The organism is Pseudomonas agronomica (assembly GCF_025917275.1).
In the GTDB taxonomy this organism is placed as follows: Bacteria; Pseudomonadota; Gammaproteobacteria; order Pseudomonadales; family Pseudomonadaceae; genus Aquipseudomonas; species Aquipseudomonas agronomica.
The window spans coordinates 1-21,423 of the sequence record NZ_JAOSHO010000029.1 but is presented as its reverse complement, the minus strand read 5'-3'; the positions used below and the strand labels follow the sequence as shown (position 1 = coordinate 21,423).

At 60.2% G+C, this 21,423-nt stretch carries 17 protein-coding genes; 6 read left to right on the top strand and 11 right to left on the bottom strand.

Going from position 1 to position 21,423, the window contains the following annotated elements; all coding sequences use genetic code 11:
• Nucleotides 1-13: 13 nt before the first annotated feature.
• The 11 genes from OC610_RS04710 to yaaA all read right to left on the bottom strand — a co-directional run bounded on the left by OC610_RS04710 (nucleotide 14) and on the right by yaaA (nucleotide 15,900).
• Nucleotides 14-1,189, bottom strand: coding sequence for an alginate O-acetyltransferase (locus OC610_RS04710; RefSeq protein WP_264426746.1), 1,176 nt, complete (start codon nucleotides 1,187-1,189; stop codon nucleotides 14-16).
• Nucleotides 1,190-1,200: 11 nt separating this feature from the next.
• Nucleotides 1,201-2,766 (bottom strand): MBOAT family O-acyltransferase, encoded by a 1,566-nt coding sequence (locus tag OC610_RS04705; protein ID WP_264426745.1) that lies wholly within the window; start codon nucleotides 2,764-2,766, stop codon nucleotides 1,201-1,203.
• A 222-nt stretch (nucleotides 2,767-2,988) separates the two neighbouring features.
• Entirely contained in the window at nucleotides 2,989-4,113 is a 1,125-nt protein-coding gene (locus tag OC610_RS04700) for a mannuronate-specific alginate lyase (protein ID WP_408636539.1), read from the bottom strand.
• 23 nt (nucleotides 4,114-4,136) lie between these two features.
• A complete protein-coding gene (locus OC610_RS04695) occupies nucleotides 4,137-5,588 on the bottom strand; it encodes an alginate O-acetyltransferase (protein WP_264426743.1) in 1,452 nt (483 codons plus the stop codon).
• A gap of 12 nt (nucleotides 5,589-5,600) precedes the next feature.
• Nucleotides 5,601-7,190: a mannuronan 5-epimerase AlgG gene (gene algG, locus OC610_RS04690; protein ID WP_264426741.1), complete on the bottom strand. Its 1,590-nt coding sequence runs from the start codon at nucleotides 7,188-7,190 to the stop codon at nucleotides 5,601-5,603.
• Between the two features lie 26 nt (nucleotides 7,191-7,216).
• Complete coding sequence (locus OC610_RS04685; RefSeq protein WP_264426754.1) at nucleotides 7,217-8,701, bottom strand: alginate export family protein; 1,485 nt, start codon at nucleotides 8,699-8,701, stop codon at nucleotides 7,217-7,219.
• Between the two features lie 5 nt (nucleotides 8,702-8,706).
• The gene (gene algK, locus OC610_RS04680) at nucleotides 8,707-10,191 is read right to left on the bottom strand and encodes an alginate biosynthesis TPR repeat lipoprotein AlgK (protein ID WP_264426740.1); all 1,485 of its coding nucleotides are present in this window, start codon (nucleotides 10,189-10,191) and stop codon (nucleotides 8,707-8,709) included.
• A 15-nt stretch (nucleotides 10,192-10,206) separates the two neighbouring features.
• A complete protein-coding gene (locus OC610_RS04675) occupies nucleotides 10,207-11,376 on the bottom strand; it encodes an alginate biosynthesis protein Alg44 (RefSeq protein ID WP_181286503.1) in 1,170 nt (389 codons plus the stop codon).
• 35 nt (nucleotides 11,377-11,411) lie between these two features.
• Nucleotides 11,412-12,893, bottom strand: coding sequence for a mannuronan synthase (gene alg8 / locus OC610_RS04670; protein WP_375154595.1), 1,482 nt, complete (start codon nucleotides 12,891-12,893; stop codon nucleotides 11,412-11,414).
• A 100-nt stretch (nucleotides 12,894-12,993) separates the two neighbouring features.
• A complete protein-coding gene (locus OC610_RS04665; RefSeq protein WP_030139647.1) occupies nucleotides 12,994-14,310 on the bottom strand; it encodes a nucleotide sugar dehydrogenase in 1,317 nt (438 codons plus the stop codon).
• A gap of 810 nt (nucleotides 14,311-15,120) precedes the next feature.
• Nucleotides 15,121-15,900 (bottom strand): peroxide stress protein YaaA, encoded by a 780-nt coding sequence (yaaA, locus tag OC610_RS04660; RefSeq protein ID WP_264426737.1) that lies wholly within the window; start codon nucleotides 15,898-15,900, stop codon nucleotides 15,121-15,123.
• Between the two features lie 213 nt (nucleotides 15,901-16,113).
• Here yaaA and OC610_RS04655 point away from each other — a divergent pair, with 213 nt between their 5' ends.
• From OC610_RS04655 to OC610_RS04630, 6 genes are all read left to right on the top strand, one after another.
• Entirely contained in the window at nucleotides 16,114-17,238 is a 1,125-nt protein-coding gene (locus OC610_RS04655; RefSeq protein WP_264426736.1) for a polysaccharide deacetylase family protein, read from the top strand.
• A gap of 334 nt (nucleotides 17,239-17,572) precedes the next feature.
• Nucleotides 17,573-18,967, top strand: a complete 1,395-nt coding sequence (locus tag OC610_RS04650) for a PhoH family protein (RefSeq protein WP_030139644.1) — start codon at nucleotides 17,573-17,575, stop codon at nucleotides 18,965-18,967.
• 251 nt (nucleotides 18,968-19,218) lie between these two features.
• Nucleotides 19,219-19,692, top strand: coding sequence for a cyclic pyranopterin monophosphate synthase MoaC (gene moaC, locus OC610_RS04645; RefSeq protein WP_264426735.1), 474 nt, complete (start codon nucleotides 19,219-19,221; stop codon nucleotides 19,690-19,692).
• A complete protein-coding gene (moaD, locus tag OC610_RS04640; RefSeq protein WP_030139642.1) occupies nucleotides 19,689-19,931 on the top strand; it encodes a molybdopterin converting factor subunit 1 in 243 nt (80 codons plus the stop codon). Before moaC ends, moaD begins: the two co-directional genes overlap by 4 nt.
• Nucleotides 19,932-19,934: 3 nt before the next feature.
• Nucleotides 19,935-20,387: a molybdopterin synthase catalytic subunit MoaE gene (moaE, locus tag OC610_RS04635; protein ID WP_264426734.1), complete on the top strand. Its 453-nt coding sequence runs from the start codon at nucleotides 19,935-19,937 to the stop codon at nucleotides 20,385-20,387.
• Nucleotides 20,388-20,639: 252 nt separating this feature from the next.
• The gene (locus tag OC610_RS04630; RefSeq protein ID WP_264426733.1) at nucleotides 20,640-21,416 is read left to right on the top strand and encodes an ABC transporter substrate-binding protein; all 777 of its coding nucleotides are present in this window, start codon (nucleotides 20,640-20,642) and stop codon (nucleotides 21,414-21,416) included.
• Nucleotides 21,417-21,423: the final 7 nt, after the last annotated feature.

Here is a 21,423-nt window from a genome sequence, read left to right as displayed (position 1 = left end):
GTGGACCTCTCTTTCAGTTTTGCGCCCGATCGGGCGTCTCGGATTGTGTGTTAGCAGCTACGTTCTGTTGGCGGGCGCCGGCCTGCTTGAGTTCGGCGACCCACTGCGGATCGGCGTCGCCGATCTCGTTGTTCACGGGCAGATAACGTTCAGGAAACTCCCAGATCAGCACCTGTGGCGGGCTGTTCTTGAAGGCGTCGCTCTTGAGGTAGCTGAGCATCGGCAGAATCGGGCCGTGGCCGTCTTCGGCGTAGTTGACGACATCGCTGTGCAGGGCTTGCTTGAGTGCGCCGACGAAGTTCCAGTTGGGGTTGGCGCTGTAGCTGGTGCCGATCAGCGCCACGGGCACTTGGGCGTCGGCGAACAACGCGTCATCGCTGGCCGGCTGGTCATCGGCTTCGCGGGTGTTGCGCTTGACCAAGGGTTCCTGGGCCGGCATCAGGTTTTCGAACAGGGGATCGAGCGGCAGGAACTGACGCAGGTCGCCCTTGTGGATGATTTTCTCCGCAGGCTCGGTGACGAAACGCTGTGGCTCGCCGTTCAGTGGTGTGCGTTCGGCAATGGCCTTGGCCAGATGTTCCGCAGCAATTTGCGCGCCTTCAGGCGTCCAGTGGGTGTCGGTGCGCAGGAACACTTGCTGGCCGCTCTGCTTGGCCTGTTGCAGCGGGCCGAGGAGGTCAGGGGCAAGGATCTTGTCCGTCGCCACGCGGGCATGGAAATCCTGGTACAGGTTGGCGTGGATGCTCGACGGCTTCACTTCGCCCAGGTGCTCGGGGTACAGGCGCGCCTTGGCCGGCACGATCGCCATGACCAGGGTGATGCCTTGTTCCTTGAGCTTCTGGCGCACGCCTTCGATCAGCGCGTAGTTGCCTTGCAGGTTCTGGTCTTCGTTGACGATCGGGTTGAACTCTTCGTCGCTGTACAGCCACTGGTCGCGGCCAAGGACCACGCCTTTGCGGCCTTCGTTGAACAGCTTGTAGTCCAGCGCCGCCCAGATGTTGGTGCCCAGGCGCTTGATCGGGAATTCGTCGTCGTAGTGCGTTTCCACGGCCTTGGCCCAGCGACCGTTGAGCACGGTCGCATCGGGGTTGGTGCTGAAGCCTAGGAAGCTGCGCATCGACCAAATACCCAGTGCTGTCAAAATCAGCATGAACAGCACGACGTAGAAGATGCGTAATGAGCGGGTCATGTCCGGATCCCTCAGAACTGGAAGTAAAGGAACGGCGAGAAGCTTTGCGCCGACAGTTTGAGAATCGAGGCGATGAACAACAGCAATACCAGGGCGCGCATCACGTAGCGCGACCAGTCCACGGTCCAGTAGGCCGGTTGCACCTGGGCCTCGACGCCGACGGTGTAGCCAGGTTCGTGGATGGTCGACGGGTTGTCGCCCGGAACGGCCTTGATCATCCCTGGTTGCGCGGTGGCCGGGCCGTTGGCTTCGGTGTTCACCTCAGGCTTGGTCTTGACTGGCGGACGGTTGGTGTAGAAGTCGCGCAGGCCAAAGAAGGCGAGGGTGACGTAGGCCACCACCAGCGTGGCGATCTGCAAGCCGGTGAGGTTGGCGCGGGTCAGTTCCGACAGCGACCAGTCGCCGAAGCTGAACATGGCGCCGTACATGCGAGCGGCCACGTGCAGGTTCTCGGCACGGAAGATCACCCAGCCCATCACCACCAGCAGGAAGGTCAGTGCCCAGCGGATCGGATTGATGCTGCGCGGCGTGGTGTTGATGCCCACCGCTTTTTCGATGGCCAGCCAGATACCGTGCCAGGCACCCCAGATGATGTAGGTGAAGTTCGCGCCGTGCCACAGACCACCGAGCAGCATGGTCAGGAACAGGTTGCGATAGGTCATCAGCGTGCCTTTGCGGTTACCGCCCAGGGTGATGTAGAGGTAGTCGCGCAGCCAGGTCGACAGGCTGATGTGCCAGCGGCGCCAGAACTCGGTGATCGACTGGCTGATGTAGGGCTGCTTGAAGTTTTCCATGAAGCGGAAACCCATCATCAGGCCCAGGCCGATGGCCATGTCGCTGTAGCCGGAGAAGTCGAAGTACAGCTGCGCGGTGTACGCCAGGGCGCCGAGCCAGGCATCGCCGGTGGTCGGGTTCTGCAGGGCGAAGCAATGGTCGGCCACGACCGCCAGGGTGTCGGCGATGAAGACTTTCTTGATGAAGCCCTGCATGAAGCGGGTGCAGCCTTCGGAGAACTTGTCCAGCGTGTGGGTGCGGTTGTTGAACTGGTCGGCCAGGTCACGGAAACGCAGTACGGGACCGGCGATCAGGTGCGGGAAGATCGCCACGAACGCTGCGAAGTCGATCAGGTTGCGGGTGGCCGGGGTATCACCGCGATACACGTCGATGATGTAGCTGATGGACTCGAAGATGTAGAACGAGATACCGATCGGCAATAGCACGTGGGTCAGGATGAACGGCTCGAGACCGAAGCTGGTCATGATCGCGTTGAGGCTGTCCACGCCGAAGTTGGCGTACTTGAAGTAGCCCAGGATGCACAAGTCCACGGCCACGCCGAGCAACAGCCAACGCTGGGCCGGTTTGGTGCGCACACCGGCGGCGCCGACTTTCAGGCCGATCCAGTAGTTCCACAGGGTGACTGCGGCGAAGAGGGCGAGGAAATCCACCCGCCACCAGGCATAGAACACATAGCTGGCGATGAGCAGCAGCAGGTTGCGGTAGCGTTGCCCGCTCAGGTAGTACAAGCCGAGAAAGATCGGCAAGAACAGGAACAGGAACACATTGGATGAAAATACCATCCCGATCTCTCCTTGTTGAATCAACAGTCAAGGGCCAGAGCCCCCCCAAACCCCCCCATGAAAACCGGGGGGTCATTGCATTTGAAACGGACCACTTTCCCTTGTGGGAGCGAGCTTGCTCGCGATGACGGCGGCACATGCAACTGCGATGCAAGCTGATCCACTGCTATCGCGAGCAAGCTCGCTTCCACAGGGGTTCCCTGTCAGGCAGGGAGAACGGTGTCAGCTTCCTTTCTCGCCTTTCTCCCGCGAAGGGTCATACACCCGGGTCAAGTCGCCGCCGAGGCGGAAGGTCTTGAACGGCTGCATTTCGTGCTTGCGTTCAAGCACGTCTTCGGAGCAGGTGTAGAGGCTGCAGAACGGTTCGAGCCAGGCGAATTTCGAATCGATCTTCAGATCCTTCATGTCCTGTTCGTCGCCATTCTTCTCTTCGAAGATATCCGGGTCTTTCACCCCGGCCAGCACCCGGTCACCCAGTCGCTTGAGGGCGCCGTTGTTTTCCTGGCGCAGGTCCACGCCATTGACCTGGGCGAAGCTGGCGATCATTGCCAGCGGTGGCAGGGCGTAGTTGTGGTAGGACAGGGCGCGTTGCTTGCGCTTGAGTTCGTTGGGCAGGAAACCGTCGGGATCGATCTGGTTGACCCCGACTTTGTATTCCTTGACGGCCCAGTCGAACAGGTCGCGACGGTTGGTCGCCACGGACGTTGCCATCACCGACCAGGCGGCCCAGTACGAGTGGTTGTTGGTCTTGTCCAGCGGCAGGTTGTCCCAGTCGCTGACCACCTGGTCGGCCATCTTGCTGAACCAGGCTTCGATCAATTGCGCCTGGTCCTGATGGTTCGCCAGCGGACGCGACTCGGAGAACTTCAGGCGGACATAGGCCGAAGCCATGCTGCCCAGGGCCCATTTGCGCATGGACTTGCCGGTGTGGTTGAAGTCCTTGGACATCAACGCATCGGCCTTGGCCCAGGCGGTCAGCCAGTTCAGGGTGCATTCCAGTTGCTCGGGACGACCGTCGCGCATGAATTGCATGACTTGCTTGCTGACGCCGCGCTCGATCTTGGTGATGTCGGCGGTGCTGTCACGGAAGGCTTTTTCCGATTGCACGTTCAGCGTTGCGCGAGCCTTGTCGGAGCCTTCGTACTTGCTGCGAAACTGCAACGAGCCGGTATACGGCGTCGGCACAGCGTCGCAGCCCTGGCCGCCACTGCCTTCCTTGACCTTTTCGATCGGTGCGAAGTAGCCCTGTGGCGGGCGCAGTGGCGCCGCGGCTTGCGTGGCCCCGGCGAACATCGCCAGGGTCAGCAGCGACGGCGCCAGGAGCGTTTTCAACGTTCGGGTGCGCATGGTTCTGGTCATGAGACGAGACCTCATTGTCCGATTTGAGCCGTTTGTTGCCCGGCTTGCGGAGATGCGTTGCGTTTGCAGACTTTCGCTTCCACTTGCAGCGGTGCGGCACCGGCTTCAGGCCCTTGTACCTCTAGAGCCAGGAGGTTCTGGTCGGCCCAGTCCTCGTCGGTGCGCAACTGGAAGGCGAAACGCCCGTCGGTTTCGGAGGTGTTCGGTTTTTCGATCTTGATGTCCTCGTGGCGCCCATTCATGTACCAGAGGGTGGCTTGCAAGGTTTTCACCGAGGTATCGGCGAATTGGATGTCGACCTGGTGGCTGCCGTTACGCAGATCCATGTTCTTGCTATTGACCATCAATTCGTTCTTGCCCGGCTTGAGCGCGGTCTTGCTGCTCATGAGGGCCGGCTTGCTTTCGCACCCGTTGTTGTCCAGCAGCGCCATCATCTGGCGGTAGATGGTTTCCTGGTCCAGGCGATACAGCGGCGAGAATTCCCAGATGAGAATCTTCGGCGGGTTTTTCTGGAATTCTTCGCTGCCCAGGTACTGGATCATGGCGCCCTCGAAACCGCCGCCCGGGAAGGCCACGTTGAGGATGTCGGCGCCGATGGCTTCTTCCAGGAAACCGGCGAAGTTGTAGTTCTTGCCGCTGTGGCTGGTGCCCACGAGCGTGATCTGTGGGTTGCCGGAATCGCCGAACAGGTCGCCGTCACCTGCCTCGCCCTTGGGCTCGGTGGTGAACTGGTCCATGTACTGGATCGCGTAGCTGGTGCCGCACAGTTGCCCGGCCATGTTGTGCAGGGTGCCGGTCTTGCCCATGCGGCCGGACTTCTTGGTCTCGAACTCACGCTTGGGAATGTCGGCGAAGGCCGGGATCTGCTTGACCTTCTCGGCGACGATCTTCGCCGTGCGCTGGGCACCGTATGGGGTCCAGTGCTGGTCGCCACGGAAGTAGAAGTCGTGGGCCGGCAGGGTTTCCGGCAGGTTTTCGTTGGTCAGTGGCGACAGGTCCGGCACGACGTAACCCATCTGCGCGAAACGACCCAGCATCGACTTGTAGTTGGTCAGGGCTTTTTCGTAGTCGAAGGCAGCCTTTTCCTGTGGGTTGAGCTTGTTGCGGTTCACCAGGCCACGGGTCGGCTGATAGACAAGCACCAACTCGACGCCTTTTTTCTTGAACGCATCGTGCAGTTGTTGCATGCGCTTGTAGCCGGCCGGGGTGGTGTTGAACTCGGTTCGCAGGTCTTCCTGGGTCCGGAACAGCCAGTCACCCTGGGCTTGCACAAGCGTGGTGAAGTTCTGTTGGTAGCGCGTGGTGTAGTTCTTCGCGTCATGGGCCGCCGGGCACAGGTTGCAGCACGGTTCGGCAGTGAACGTTGGTGCCTTGATTTCATCGGCGCGTGCGCCGCTTGCGGCGGCGAGAATGCCGGCAGTCAGGGCGGACAGGCCCAGAAGTTTGATCATCTGTGGGTTCATAAAGGTCATTCCTCAGTCCCGCATTTCGGTCTGGCGTTCAACGGGGTCGATCAGCACGGCTTTCTGCTGGCGCACCAGCAGGTCGAGAATTTCGTCCTGGCGTTCGCCAAGAATTCCCGTGAAGCTGATGCCGCTGGATTTGGTCGGCGCGAGCATGGACACGCGGTACAGCTCGACGCTCAACGGCGAGTCGATGGACAGCGGGCCGCTGCCGTTGCCGGCCAGTTCGCCACCGACCACGATCAGCGACACTTCGGCATCGAACGGGTCGAGCTTGATGTCCCGGTCGGTGTCCGACAGGTCCTTGATGTGGCCGTACAGGCCGGTCAGGCCGTTGCCCAGGGACAGGTTTTCGTACAGGCGGATGTTTACGCTGTTACGAATCCGGATGCCGTGGCGCTGGTTGCCCATCACTTTGTTGCCCCACAACAGGTTGTCGGCACTCTCGTAGAGCGTGATGCCGTCGGTGTGGTTCTTGTAGATCTCGTTGTAGGCGATCAGGTTGTTCACGCTGTTACGGTCGATCACCACGCCCGAGAGCTTGTTGTCATAGCTTCGGTTGTTGATGATGAAACTGTCGTTGACCTCACGGGAAACGATGATCCCGTGCTTTTTCTTGGTCCCGTAGACGGTGTTGTCGGCGATGATCAGCCGGTGCGAACGGTCGTGGGGGTCGATGCCGTAGACGATGTTGTCTTTGTAGGTGTTGCCCTTGATGACGAAGTCGCGGGTCTCGTAGCAGTAGAAGCCGTACCACATGTCCGAGAACTCGGAACCGATGATCCAGCCGGTCGGTTCCGGGCGCTTGAGGACCTTGGCCATGTTCGGCGTGTACTGGGAAATACTCACGCCGTACGACTTACTGTTCGAGTAGCCGAAGCTGGCCATCTTGGTGTTGACGATGTAGGTCTCGGTGCCACCCCAGGACAGCAGGAACGGACGGAACTCCTTGGGCGAGCGGAACGTGGCGGGGCCATTGTCCTTTTCGCGCCAGCCGGTGACCTTGGTGTCGCGGATGAACATCTGGCCATCGTTGACCAGGAACGACCCGCCCTCCTGGGACAGGCGCAGTTCCTGGGTCTGTTTGTCGATCTCGAGGATGCCCTTGCGACCGACGACAATCGGGATCTTCGCCAGGTAGACGCCTGGCGAAGTCTCGATGACGTACTTGGGCACTTTCTTGACCAGGTCCTTGAGGTTCATGTAGCCGTCGTCAAGAAAGATGGCCTGTGGGATACCGTGCTGGCGCACCACCCACTCGGCCATCTTGTTGTCGCCGCCGATGAAGTCCTTCAAGGCGTCTTCTTGCATCATCCGTCGAACACTGATCTTGCCTGCCTTGGTCCGTACGATCTTGGCTGCAGCCGCTTCGGCGGTGTAGCCCTTGAGGTCGGGCAGGGTAGGCTTGGCCAGCTCCAGCGGCGCGGTCGGCGCGCTGCTGACGGTGTAGGTCTTGGCGCGTTGCAGTTCCTTGACCACGTTGCCCGGCTTGGCCACCGGTTCAACGTTGGCGAACGCCGACGAGCCGGCCAGCAGCATCGCTGCGGCCAACAGGCTGATCGAACCTTTCATCGCCTGGCTGTTCCTGAGGTAGCGGTTCATATCGGGCACTCCCATGGTCGTTTGCATCAGAAGCGCCAGATCACGTCGACAAAGGCCCGATGCATGTACGAATCGACCTCTTTGCCGTAGGCGTCGCCTGGCTTGAACACGCCGCCACGAAAGCGCACCAGCGCCGACGGCTCATCGATGGACTGACTCAGCGCGGCCGGCAGCAGGCCTTGCTTGAAGTATTTGGTGACGACCAGGTCGACTTCCTGGCCCAGGTCCTTGTCACCGTCGCGCAGCGGCAATGACGAAGTCGACAGGATTGCGCCGGTCACGTCGTCGGTGTTGTTTTCCACCGCATTGATGCCGTTGCTGCCCACCGGCTTGTTGCCGTCCACGCGCCAAAACTTGTGGTACACCAGGCTGGCGTCATATTCGTCGCGCAACTGCCAGGAACCGAACAGGCTGGCGCTCTGGGTGTTGGCCATTTCGCCACGGAAAGCCTCGCCGAAACGGTGGACCCGCGAGCGGGTGCCGGTGAAGTTCGAGCGGTTGCTTTGCAGGCCGTTCTGTTCGTAGTCCTCGCTGGCGCGGGCATAAGCGGCACCGACTTGCCATTGCGGATCGAGGCGCAGGCGCACACCCAGGTCGGTGGCCCAGCCGTCGACGTCGTCACTGCGCTTGGCTTGCGCCGGGCGCGTGCCGTCGGCGTTCAGCGCGTTGACGGTGTCACGGTCGCCGGTCATGCCGGTGAAACTTGCCCAGTAGTTGACGGTGTTGGTGTTGCGCCAGTTGTAGGCGTCGCTGGTGGCCTCCAGGCCGAGCCAGGTCAAGTCGCCGTTCTGGGTCTTGTCCAGGGTGTCGGTGGGCTCGCCCGGGGTCGGGTAGTCAAGGCTGCCGCTGTCATGGCTGTGGTGGGCACGGATACTGGCCCACTGGCCTGGCATCCACTGATAGCCGACGTCGCCATAGACGTGCAGGCGGTCCTTGTCTTTTGGAGACAATTCCTTGAGGTCGGTGCGGTATTCGCTGAAACGCTCGGCCACGCCGAGGTTGGCCCGCAGCAAGGTGGTGTCGAAGGTCCAGTTCAGGGCTTCGATGTTGGTGTCGCGCCATTGGCCGTCGTCGTTGCGCAGGCGCTGGCGGCCGAATTTCAAGAGTTCGCCCGGATAAGGGGTCAGCCCGCTGTAGCCAATCCAGAATTCGCGCATGGCCAGGTAGCTTTTCTTGGCTTCGCGATCGCCGCTGTCGGTTTGCTGCGTGGCGCCATCGGACTGTTGCAGGGTGTCGGTCTCGATGATGTCGGTAGACGTCACGGCCTGGGCCATGGCGTAGCCGCTCCAGTTACCGCTTTCGCCGTAGACCCATGGGCGCAGGTCCAGGCCAATACCATTGACGTCGCCACCGTGTTGGGTGCCGAGGTCGCGGTCGTCTTCAGACTGGCCGGTGATCTTCACTTCCAGGCCGAAATTCTTGCTTTCGGTCAGGGCCGCCAGGGTCGGGCAGGACCACAGCAGGGCAAACGACAGGCCAATACCAGCCTGCACAAAAGGATTGAGCTTCAAAAGCTTCATAGAGGTTCCTCGCCGTCATCTTCTTTTAGGGCTTGCAGTTCAAGCGTATCGGGGCTCATTGCGCCGCGAATGGCCTGCTCTTGTTGTAGCAGGCGTTGCGCTTGTGCAAGTTGTTCCGGCGGTAATTGTGCTTCGAGGGTCTGGGCAAGCTCGGTGGCCTGCGGGGTGTTCTGCACCTTGGCCAACTGGCTGAACACGTAGGCGTTGACCGGGTTGGGCTTGGTGCCCTTGCCCTGGGAGAACAGCTGGGCAATGGCAAAGTCGGCGCTGTTCTGGCCGTTGCGGGCGGCCTTGAGCAGGTGATCCAGTGCTTTTTGCGAGTACACCTGGCCCAGGTAACCACGGCGATAGATCTGGCCAAGGTAGTAATCGGCGGCCACTTCACGGCCAACGGCTTTCTGGAAATGCGCCTCGGCGACCTTGGCGTCGGCTGGCACCCATTTGCCTTCGTAGTACAGCTTGCCCAGCAACAGCTCGGCACGAGGCTGGTCGGCGGCACGGCCGTTTTCCAGGTATTGCATCATCTTGTCGACGTCACCCAGTTCCGGGAAGTCGTAAAGCAGTTGCGCCAGGCTGACCCAGGCGGCGGGGTAGCCGGGGGCAATGCCTTCGAGCAACGACTGGGCGGTTTTCTCGTCGGTCTTGCCCAGGCTCGGATCGGCCAGGACACGGGCGACGCTGTCGACACGTTGAGCGGAAACGACGCCACGGGCATGACCGGCTTGCATCTGCTTGAGCAACTCCGCCTGCTGTTCCGGCTGGCCGCGTTTCTGATAGACGGTGGCGAGTTCGACGTAGCAGATGTCGGTGGTCGCCAGTGCTGCCTTGCAGACTCGCTCCACTTCGTCAAGGTGCTGGTCGTAAGTGCCTTGGGTGCGATAGAGCAGGATCTGCGCCAGGCCCGCTTCCGGATAGCCGGCGCTGCGCCATTGGCTGATCTGCTGCTGAGCGTTGACGTTCGGGAAGCTGTGGGGATATTGCAGGTACAACATCGCCAGCGGGATCAGCGTGTTGCCTTCCCCGTTGGCGAAGGCTTTCTTCAACAGGCCTTCGGCTTCGTGTTTTTCAGCCTCGGTGGAACCGGGCTTGGCCACCAGCAGGCGACCCAGGCGAGCCTGGGCGCGCGGCGAGATATCGGCGGCGGCGCGGTAGGTCGCCTCGGCCTTGCGCATCTGCTCGGGGTCGCGGCTGTCCACCTGGATATCGGCCAGGCCGACCTGGGCTTCGCTGTAGCCCAGGTCTGCCAGCCGTTGGTAGTTTTGCTGCGCCAATGCCGTGTCGCCACGCTTGAGGGCTTCGTTCGCCAGGCGCTGGTCAGGCAGGCCGGCGCAACCGGCCAGGCTGACGGCCAGTGCCAAGGCACACAGTTTTCCCACTTGGGAACGAGCTTGCGGTGCATCGTCCTGACCGCGTTGATCCTTTCGCGAGCAAGCTCGCTCCCACAGGGACTGTGGGCTGTTCAGGATTTTTATAATGGTCACGGGCATATCCTCGACTTAAAGACCGACGGCCATGGCTTTGTCGATCAGCCAGCCCAGGTTCGGGCCACGGTCGCTGACGACTTCCACAGGACGGCCAGCCAGCGCGCTGTCGAGGGCTTCGTCAGGTTGGATCAGCACACGGATATCGGAGGACAGGTCGGCACTTTTCAGGCTGGTGCTGCTGACAATCTTGCCGGTGCGGGTGGTGTCTTCGCCGGCCACCTGGAAGCTGACCGGAGTGCCTGGACGCACGTCGCCGAACTGGCGATAGGAGAAGCGTGCCTCGACGTTGGCCTCGGTGCCCCGTGGAACCAGTTGGAAGATCACGTCGCCCTTGCTCGCGTATTGGCCGTTGGAGACCAGTTGCTGGGTGACGATGCAATCGCATGGCGACGTCAGGGTGCCGGTCATCTGTTTGCCGAACAGTTCCTCGACCTTGGCTGGCTGCAGTTGGTTGTCGTCCAGGTGACCCTTGAGCACGTCGAGCATGCTGGTGCTGAAGGTCGCCAGCGGGGCGCCCTTGGCGGCTACGCCGTCGGCCTTGACGAGGCTCTGCACGGTGCCGTCGCGCGGCATGGTGATCGCCATGCCCGGTACGTTGACGATGCCGGCCTGGGCGTGGCTGACGAAGTACATGCCGTACACCGACTTGAAGATGAAACCGAACGCCGCCAGGCCAACGACGAATACGCCCAGGCTGAAGGTCACGGCGCGCAGGCGACCGAAGGCGGTCATGCCACCGTTGTCATCTTTCTGCTTGCGGGCCTTGGTGAAGTTGTCGCGCTGCAGGGTCGCCAGCACATCGCCGACGCCGACGATGTCGCCGGCCAGGTGCGAGGTGATGATGTGACGCAGTGTCGAGATGTCCCGTGGCTCCAGGTTCTGGAACTGGCAGCCGGTGCGACCGGTCTGGCGGTCGTAGGAACGGATCTGCAATTCGACGTCCATGGCCAGGCCCAGGTTGTCGATCACGAACTGCAGGCGAGCCTTGTAGGTCTCGCCAACCTTGAGCGGCAGTTGACCGGCGTTGAAGCACAGGCCACCGGCCGACAGGTCCAGGACCTTGACTTCCATGGGCGTACGGTCAGGGCCGAAGAAGCGCAACTTGGCCGGGATTTTGACCCGGGCGTGTTGGCGTTGGGCTTCGGATTCATGCACTACGTTGACATTCACGGCGGTGTTCATAGGGGCGATTTCCTAGTTAATTCATTCAAGTCCGGTCAGACCATCGTCAGCAGCACGGCGACAAAGATGCTGCCGGCGGAGAAGGTCATGGTCCGAGACGACCAAGTGTTGAACCAACGTTGAAAGCTGGCGAGATCACGGGTCAGGTGGGTGGGCTGGCGGGTCCAGGACTGTTGATCGAGGCGGAAGAACACGTAGATCTTCACCATGGCTCCGACGATCTGGTTGTAATAGAGAATCGCCGGGTAGGCCGGGCCGATCCGGTGTCCGGAACACGACAGCAGCAAGGTCAGGATCAACCGCGTGATGCCGATCCACAGCAGGTACACCAGGATGAACGCGGTGCCGTACTTGAAGCTGGCGATGATCGCCACGGTCAGGCCCAGCAGCGAGGTCCACATCGACACGCGCTGGTCGAACAGCACCACCGAAGTGAACAGGCCCAGACGCCGCAGACCCAGGCCCAGGGCCCGGGAGTTCTGCCGCAGGTTGTTGCCGTACCAACGGAACATCAACTTGCGACTTGCCTTGATGAAGCTCTTTTCCGGCGGGTGCTCGACCGTATTGATCGCCGCATCCGGCACGTAGAACGTGTCGTAGCCCAGGCGCATCAGGCTGAACCAGCTCGATTTGTCGTCGCCGGTAAGGAACTTGAAGCGGCCCAGGCGCCAGTGTTGCAGCGAGTCGCTTTCCACGTCGGCGATGAAGTCCGGGTTAGTGACGACGGTCGCGCGGAACACCGACATGCGTCCGGTCATGGTCAGGACGCGCTTGGACAACGCCATCGAGCACATGTTGATGTGGCGTTGGGCGAAGCGCAGCTTGTGCCACTCGCTCATGATGTAGCCGCCGCGCACTTCGCAGAACTCGTTGGTGGTCAGGCCGCCGACGTTGCCGAACAGCTGGAACCACGGCACGGTCTTGCGCACCACGCCCTCGGCGAGGACGGTGTCGCCATCGATCACCGCGACCACTGCGCGATCGTCCGGCAGGTGGCGGGAGATGGCACGGAAGCCGTAGGCCAGGCCGTCACGCTTGCCGGTGCCCGGGATGCGCACGAAGTCCAGCTTGACGTGCGCCGGTGGGTTCATGCGGGCCCAGAGGCTCTTGACCAGCAGCTCGTCGGACATTTCCACGATGGAGCAGACCACGGTGGTCGGCAGCCCGCATTCGATGGCTTCGCGAATCACCGAGCCGTAGACCTGGGCGGTGGTCAGCGCGTCGATGCGAAAACTGGTGACCATCAGGTACACGTGGGACGGGTCCGCCGCCTTGCCCAGCTTGCGGACCTTGCGGCGCAGATGGGGGTAGACGATGTACAGGAAGATCATGCCGCGCACGAAATGCGTCGCGCCCATGGAGTAACGCCAGATGCCCACGGCGCCGATCAGGAAGATGAAATCCTTGGATTCGGAGTCGAACGTGGACGTGGGCAGCGCCGTGGCGATGCCCATCAGTAAACTCAAGTAAAACAGCCAACCGGCGGCCTGAAGCAGGCCGTGCTTTAGCCTGTGCATAATCTGCATCCGTCTCTATCTCGGGCGGGCCTTGTGGGCGGCCCGATGGGTTAAGGCAGGCGAAAGGCCGGCCAGGGCGAGCCCCGGCCGGCTAACAGACTTACCAGCAGATGCCTTCGGTCCGGCCACTCGGGGAGGTGGCCTTGGACATGAAACCAACCAGGTCGATGACCTGCTTGCCTTCCGGTACGTTCTCGGTCAGCGCACGGAACTTCTCGTCGCGGTTGCCGAGAATGATGATGTCGGAGCTGTCGATCACCGCGTCGAAGTCGGAGTTGAGCAAGGACGAGACGTGAGGAATCTTCGACTCGATGTAATCCTTGTTCGCACCGTGGACACGGGCGTATTCGACGTTGCTGTCGTAGATGCGCAGGTCATAGCCCTTGCCGATCAGCATTTCTGCCAGTTCTACCAGTGGGCTTTCACGCAGGTCGTCGGTACCGGCCTTGAAGCTCAGGCCCAGCAGGGCGACTTTGCGCTTGTCGTGGCTGGAGACGATGTCGAAAGCGTTCTGCACCTGGGATTCGTTGCTGCGCATCAGCGAGTTGAGCAGCGGCGCTTCCACGTCCAAGGAGCTTGCGCGGTAGGTCAGGGCGCGCACGTCTTTAGGCAGGCACGAACCGCCGAAGGCGAAGCCTGGGCGCATGTAGTACTGGGACAGGTTCAGGGCCTTGTCCTGGCAGACCACGTCCATCACTTCGCGACCATCGACGCCGACGGCCTTGGCAATGTTGCCGATCTCGTTGGCGAAAGTGACCTTGGTGGCGTGCCACACGTTGCAGGTGTACTTGATCATCTCTGCGACGGCGATGTCCTTGCGGATGATCGGTGCGTCGAGCTCTTCGTACAGCGATTGCAGGACGTCGCCCGAGGCGGTGTCGAACTCGCCGATGACGGTCATTGGCGGCTGGTCGTAGTCCTTGATCGCGGTACTTTCACGCAGGAACTCAGGGTTGACCGCGACGCCGAAATCGACGCCGGCTTTCTTGCCGGAGCAGTCTTCGAGGATCGGGATGACCACATTGGCCACGGTGCCTGGCAGTACGGTACTGCGCACCACGATGGTGTGGCGGGTGGTCTTGTCGCGCAGGACAAAACCGATCTCGCGGCACACGGCTTCGATGTAGTTCAGTTCCAGGTCGCCATTCTTTTTACTTGGCGTGCCAACGCAAATCATCGACAGGTCAGTATCGCGAATGGCTTCGGCGAAGTTGGTAGTGCCGCGCAGTCGACCCGTTTGAATGCCTTGCGCCAACAGCTCGCCAAGACCCGGTTCAACGATCGGAGACTTACCGGCATTGATCATGTCGATCTTGTCTTTGGCGACATCTACGCCAACTACGTCATGGCCCCGTGCAGACAGGCAACCGGCACATACTGCACCGACGTAACCCAAACCAAATATGCTAATGCGCATCGCATTTACCTCTGTTTTCACGCCATTAAATGGCCGGAGTTAATAGTGTTCAGCGGTCATCGTGCACTCGGAAGTGTGGAAATGCAGGCGCCACAGTGCCGTGTGCAGGCATACAAAGTTCCGAGTGTCTAAATAAGTGCACTCAAGTTGTGCGCAAAGCGGCCTAGTTGTTATGACCTGCCCTGTTATGCAGCCAGTCCTCGTTGGCGGGACGCTCGTGCAAAAGATCTTTCACTTCAGACTCCTGGCAAAAAGCCCACAAAATCAGAAGGTTGGGTGCTCGGGTGAGCACGTTAATAGGGGCGCAGCCTTGGCCTTGTAGGGGATAGTAATGGTGCGTTATCTCCCGTCCTTTAAGGGTGGATCCAATAAGACGACCGTTTCGCTAAGTTGTCGTTACAACTCCGTTACTTCGGACGACGTGCCTTGTAAGTTATCTCGTACACGCTCGGCGAGAATCGTTACGGGTGGTATGAGCCGTGCAATTTCACATAGTTCCGATCCGCTCATCGTGATTTTCGAAATTTTTCGAAATATTTGCCTAGATGGCACTGCTCTCATATTGATAGCACCACCGATTTCGCCCTTTAGTTTCGGGGAGTTAAAGGGGGGAGATAGTTTTGTGCCAGTACTGAAGAAAAAAATCGGTGCCACTACGGAAAAAACTGACATTTGTCGAGTGAAAGAAAAGTTAGCGCGGGGAGTGTTTGTTTTGTTGACGCCAAGAAAGTGGCGAATGGGGCGGGGAACTTGGATGACAAATTCGACTTTGATCGAGGCCCCTTATCGGGGCCCGGAAATGACGCTGCTTTATTGCGGGGCGTGGTCGCGCAGGAAAACCAGCTTATCGGAAGAAGATTGCTCGTCGCTGTAGCGATACCCCTGCACATCGAATTGCTTGAGTGCCGCTGGATCGTTGATGCGTTGTTCAATGACAAACCGACTCATCAAGCCCCGGGCTTTTTTGGCGTAGAAGCTGATGATCTTGTATTGGCCGTTCTTGAGGTCCTTGAACTCGGTATCGATGATGCGGGCCTTCAATGCGCTGCGTTTGACCGCGCTGAAGTACTCGTTGGAGGCCAGGTTCAACAACAGGTCGTCGCCCTGGTCGGCCAGCGCCTCGTTCAGCCATTCGCTGATGCGGGTGCCCCAGAAGGCGTATAGGTCCTTGCCCCGGACATTGGCCAACTTGGTACCCATCTCCAATCGATACGGCTGCATCAGGTCCAGCGGGCGCAGCAGGCCGTAAAGGCCCGAGAGCATGCGCAAGTGTTGTTGCGCATAGTCGAAGTCGGCTTCGCCAAGGCTTTGCGCGTCGAGGCCGGTATAAACGTCGCCCTTGAAGGCCAGCAGCGCTTGCTTGGCATTGGCCGGCGTGAACGCCGGGGTCCAACTGCCGAACCGCGCGGCATTGAGGCCGCCGATCTTGTCGGAAACGTGCATCAGATCACTGATCTGGGCGGGCGAGAGTTCACGCAATTGCTCGACCAGCTCCTGGGAATGATCCAGGTATTGGGGCAGGGTGAAGCGCTCGGTAGCCGGAGGTGTTTCGAAGTCGAGGGTCTTGGCGGGGGAAATCACCATCAGCATGCAAACGTCTCCTTTAAGGGTGCGGCGATTCTAGGGGGTTGTCCGGGTGGACTCCAGCTATTGGGGTGATAGGGGATGGATGGTGAGGCGCGAATTGCCGATTTTTGTGTGGCAAGCTCCCTCGCCACAGAAGCTCATTCGCCAGTTTGCGAAGAGGTGCCACACCAGGATCAGCTATCATGCCGCGCGGGTTTCGTTATGGAGACATCCCTTTTGCGTATCGTCCTTTTACTGTCGGCGTGGTTGTTGAGCTTCGGTGCCATCGCCGCGCCCAATGACGTCGCCACCCTGGACCGCAGCACCTGGCCCGAGCAGCTCACCAACCCGACGCTGTTCGATGTGGCCTCCCGGGCCGAGGTGTTGATGTTCGCCCGGGTGTTGCTGGACACCGATGCCATGGACGAAATCGCCCTCAAGCAATACCTGGGGCTGCGTACGGTCAACATGGCGGCGGTCAACACCCTGCGCGCGCGGCTGTGGCAGCGATTGCTGTCCAGCTACAACTTTGCCCAGCGAAGCTGCGAACTGGACGCGTCCTTCTGCTATCTGGTGGAAAACATGGCGACCTTGCGCGAAGAGGCGGGCAGGTTCCAGCTCGATGACAACTCGTATTACATCAAGTGGGCCGAGCCAAGCCGGACCTTCCACACGCAATATCGGGACGAACTGCTGCGCAAGGCGGCACTGTTTCCCCAGGTCACCAGCGAAATCGAGCGTTTCGGCGATTACGAGCGCAACGGCGAGCAGATGAATGACCGCCTGTTCCTGTTGACCTTCGACAGCGGGGCCAACAGCGCGCCGGACAACACGCCGTGGCTGACCGAGTTCCTGCGCAAGTCGAACATGAGCGGGACGTTCTTCGTGTTGGGCAAGGACATCCAGGCGCGACTCGCGGATCGCTCGGTCAATGATCTCCAGACGGTCTATTCCGGGCAGTGCGTCGGTGTGCAGGGTTGGGAGTTCCGCTCCCACAGCTACTGGCAGGATTGGCAGGACTCGGTGCGGCGCAGTGTCGACCTGGTCAAGGGCAAGCTGCCGGAGAATTTCGTGCCGCTGTTCCGTCCGCCCCAGGGGCAGCGCCGTGGCGATGCGCAGTCGTTCTTCCGGAACCAGGGCCTGCAAGTGGCGCTATGGGATATCGATCCGCAGGACAGCACCAGCCGCCTCAAGCCCGAGCAGAGTGCCCAGCGTGTGCTGACCCTGATGCTGTTGTGGCGTCACGGCGTAATCAATTTCAACGCCAAGCAGGATGCGGTCAAAACGGCTATGCCGTGGCTCATCGCGCAAACAGCGCAAAGCGGGATCGGTTGGGAAGATTGCCAGGACGCGTTTCGCTGAATACGAAAGGCCTGTAAACGTTGGGCTGGAGGAAAATTCGGTCGCGCATTCATGGCGACCGGACTTCCGACTTTAACGGTGCAACAACGGTACGCCAAGGGTTATTCGTCACTCTGAAAAATAAACTTCAAAAAACCGTCAAAGTGCTTTTTCCTGTCATGTGTTTTGGAGTATCAAGAAGACAGACCGCCGAAACCTGCAACACAGGTGGCGTCTTCCAAGACCCAGTTTGTGTGCAGTTCGCCCGAATCGTCGCGGGTGAATTCGGTGGCTACCTCGAGGCGCAGCACTGTCACGGTATTGCGTCGAATGGCCCCCACAAAGGTGACCGAGTATGGATGACCACGGACGTAGCCCTTCCTCCAACCAGCCAATCCTGTATGTACTCGATACCAACGTATTGATCCACGATCCAAACGCGCTGCTGAATTTCGAAGAACACCACGTCGCCCTGCCAATGACCGTTCTTGAAGAGCTGGACAAGCTCAAGAGTGGCCATCACAGCGTTGCGGCAGAATGTCGGCAGGCGATCCGCCTGATCGACAAGACCCTGGGCGATGCTTCCCCGGAAGACGTCGAGCTGGGCGTACCGATCCAGCGCGGCAAAAGCGGTCCCAAGGGCCTGCTTTCAATCCTGATGAGCAAGCGCACCGAACCCAACCTGGTGCTGCCTGAACACCTGAACGACAACATCATCATCAACCAGTTGATCGACCTGCACGCGCGCAACAAGGATCAAGCCGTCGTGCTGGTGACCAAAGACATCAACATGCGCCTCAAGGCCCGCGCCTGCGGGATCGCGGCGGAGGACTACAGCACCGACCAACTGGTCGACGACGTGTCGCTGCTGCCCAACGGCTATCACACCATGACCGGCTCCTTCTGGGACCGCGTGAGCAAGGTCGAAACCCGCCAGGACCATGGTCGCACCTGGCACCAGGTGCAACTGATCGACAACCTGCCGGCGGTGCACATCAACGAATTCATCATCGACGAACAAGGCTTCGTCGGCTGGATCAAGGAAATCCAGGTCGACAAACTGCTGATCCTCGATTTGCATCAGGAACCCTTGCTGCACCAGGAAGCGTGGGGCCTCAAGCCTCGGGACATCTACCAGAGCCTGGCACTGTTCGCCCTGCTCGATCCGGATATCCACCTGGTCAACCTGTCCGGCGCCGCCGGCTCCGGCAAGACCATCCTGGCCCTGGCCGCGGCCATCGAACAGACCATGGTCAGCAAGCGCTACCGGCGCATCATCGCCACCCGCAGCGTGCAGGGCCTCGACCAGGAGATCGGCTTCCTGCCCGGCACCGAAGCGGAAAAAATGGAGCCGTGGCTGGGCGCCATCACCGACAACCTCGAAGCGTTGCACATGGACGACGAGAGCACCCATGGCAGCGTCGACTACATCCTCAGCAAAGTGCCGTTGCAGTTCAAATCCCTCAACTACATCCGGGGCCGCAGCTTCCAGCAGAGCCTGATCCTGATCGACGAATGCCAGAACCTGACCCCGCACCAGATGAAAACCATCATCACCCGTGCCGGCGCCGGTTCCAAAGTGGTGTGCCTGGGTAACCTGGCGCAGATCGACACCCCTTACCTGTCCGCGACCAGCTCCGGGCTGACCTACCTGACCGAACGCTTCAAGGACTTCCCCAACGGGGTCCACATCACCTTGCAAGGCGTACCGCGCTCGATCCTGGCCGAATACGCTGAATCTCACCTGTAATTGATCATCAGAACCGGGCGACCTCACCGTCGCCTGGTTTTTTTGTGTGTATGAAATAACCTGTGGGAGCGAGCTTGCTCGCGATGGCGGTGTGTCAGGCACACATTTTTATCTGGAAGACCGTCATCGCGAGCAAGCTCGCTCCCACAGGGATTTGCGGTGAATCTGAAATCAAGACGGGTGCGACAATCAGCCCTGCCGGAATCTGACCCACGGGTTTACAATCGACGCTCCTGATCAGGAGTAACCCTGTGCTGACTCATCTCGATTCCCAAGGCCGCGCCAACATGGTCGACGTGACCGACAAGGCCGTGACATTCCGTGAAGCCACGGCAGAAGCTTTTGTGCGCATGTTGCCCGATACCCTGCAAATGATTGTCAGCGGTGGCCATCCCAAGGGCGATGTGTTCGCCGTTGCGCGCATTGCCGGCATCCAGGCGGCGAAGAAAACCAGCGACCTGATTCCGCTCTGCCATCCGCTGATGCTCACCAGCGTCAAGGTCGAGCTCACTGCCGAAGGCGAGGACCGGGTGCGCATCGTTGCCCGTTGCAAGTTGTCGGGCCAGACCGGTGTGGAAATGGAAGCGCTCACCGCTGCCAGCGTCGCCGCGCTGACCATCTACGACATGTGCAAGGCCGTAGATCGGGGCATGACCATCGAAGGTGTGCGGGTGCTGGAAAAACTCGGTGGCAAGAGCGGCCATTTCCAGGCGGATGCCTCATGAAAATCACCGTGAAGTTTTTTGCTCGCTATCGTGAAGCGCTTGGCGTGGACTCGGTCAAGGTGGAAGGCGATTTTGCGACGGTCAACGACGTCCGCGCGTTGCTCGCGCAGCGTGACGGCGCCGAGGTGCTCACCGAGCAAAACCTGATGTGCGCACGCAACGAAGACCTGTGCCAACTCGACGAGCCTTTGGCCGACGGCGATGAAGTCGCGTTCTTCCCGACCGTGACAGGAGGCTGAGCCATGGCGATTCGGGTGCAGGCCGAGCCGTTCGATCCGGGTGCCGAAGTCAACGCGATGCACGCGGCGAATGTCGGCGTAGGGGCGGTGGTGAGCTTTGTCGGCTACGTGCGCGACTTTAACGACGGGCTCGATGTGTCCGGGATGTTCCTGGAGCATTACCCGGGCATGACCGAGAAAGCCTTGGGCAAGATCGCCATCGAGGCCGAGCAGCGCTGGCCATTGCTCAAGCTTGAAGTGTTGCATCGCATCGGTGCCCTTGAGCCGGGTGAGCCGATTGTCTTCGTCGCGGCCGCCAGCGCCCATCGCCAGGCAGCGTTCGACGCCTGCGCCTTTGTCATGGACTACCTCAAGACCCGCGCGCCGTTCTGGAAGAAAGAAAACACCGTCGACGGCCCGCGCTGGGTCGAAGGGCGGGACAGTGATCATGCGGCGGCGGATCGCTGGAAGCAGTAGGCGGTAAGCAGATTATTTTCAAGTTATAAGCCGCCTTCGCGAGCAGGCTCGCTCCCACAGTGGATCTTCGTTGTACACAGGTCCCTTGTGGGAGCGAGCTCGCTCGCGATGAGGCCAGCAGCCTCCCATCACTTTCTCCTGTTCCCCCAATTGACGATATGTACATTAAAGTCCAGTATGGATTTATAAGTACAAACTCAGTCACGCCTACCTTTCTCTGCCAAACCAACAACAAACCGCGAGAGAACGTCCATGAAGAAATTCCCCCTCATCACCGGCCTGGCCTTGAGCCTGCTGGTTTCCAGCAGTCCATTCGCCGCCGATAAAACCTTGCGCATCGGCATCGAGGCGGCTTATCCGCCGTTTGCGTCCAAGACTTCGGAAGGAAAAATCGAAGGTTTCGACTACGACATCGGCAATGCCTTGTGCGCGCAGATGCAGGTCAAATGCGAGTGGATCGAAGGGGAGTTCGACGGGCTGATCCCGTCCCTCAAGGTGAAGAAGATCGATCTGGCGCTGTCGTCCATGACCATCACCGAAGAGCGCAAGAAGTCGGTGGATTTCACTCACAAGTACTATTTCACTTCGTCGCGGCTGGTGATGAAGGAAGGCGCCGTAGTCGATGACCAGTACGCCAGCCTCAAGGGCAAGACCGTCGGCGTGCAGCGCGCTACCACCACGGATCGTTTCGCCACGGAAGTCTTCGAGCCCAAAGGCGTGACGGTCAAGCGCTATAGCAACAACGAAGAAATCTACATGGACCTGGCGTCGGGGCGCCTGGACGCGATTTTTGCAGACACCATCCCGCTGGAAGACTTCCTGTCGATGCCTCGCGGCAAGGGTTACGCGTTTGTCGGGCCGGAGCTCAAGGATCCGAAATACGTCGGTGAGGGCGCCGGGATTGCGGTGCGCAAGGGCAATACTCAATTGGTGGCGGATTTGAACAAGGCCATCGATGGGATTCGGGCCAATGGCGAGTACCAGAAGATCCAGGCCAAGTATTTCAAGTCGGATATCTACGGTGACTGATTGACCG